Annotated in this window: 1 protein-coding gene; it reads left to right on the forward strand. The window is 69.7% G+C overall.

Translation table 11 applies throughout. From position 1 onward, the window contains the following. The coding region (locus tag PKKP23_RS33610; protein ID WP_161978212.1) for a response regulator transcription factor at window positions 1–376 on the forward strand (376 nt) is incomplete at both ends.

Raw genomic sequence — 376 nt, forward strand, 5'->3', positions numbered from 1 at the left:
TGGCTGGAGCTCGCCTCGGGCGTGCTCGGCCGTGCCGGCCACCGCTGCGAGGTTTTCCGCAGGGGCCACGCCCTGACCGTCGCGCTGGGCGGACAGGCCTGGGATCTGGTGATCCTGGGCCGCAATGTGCGCGACATGCCCGGCGACGAAGTCCTGCGATGGATCCGCGGCCACTGTCCCGCGAACCTGCCGGTGCTGTTCGTGACGGCGGGGGCCGCCCCTCACGATGTCGTCCATGTCCTCAATGCGGGTGCCGACGACTGCCTGGTCAAGCCGGTCGACCCGGCAATCCTGGTGGCAAAGGTTTCGGCCCTGCTGCGCCGGTCCCGCGCCGGGGAGGCGGTGGCCTCAAGACTCGAATACCGGGATTTTGTCT

Origin of the sequence: Paraburkholderia kururiensis JCM 10599 = LMG 19447, from assembly GCF_003986935.1 — a bacterium.
Classification (GTDB): domain Bacteria; phylum Pseudomonadota; class Gammaproteobacteria; order Burkholderiales; family Burkholderiaceae; genus Paraburkholderia; species Paraburkholderia kururiensis.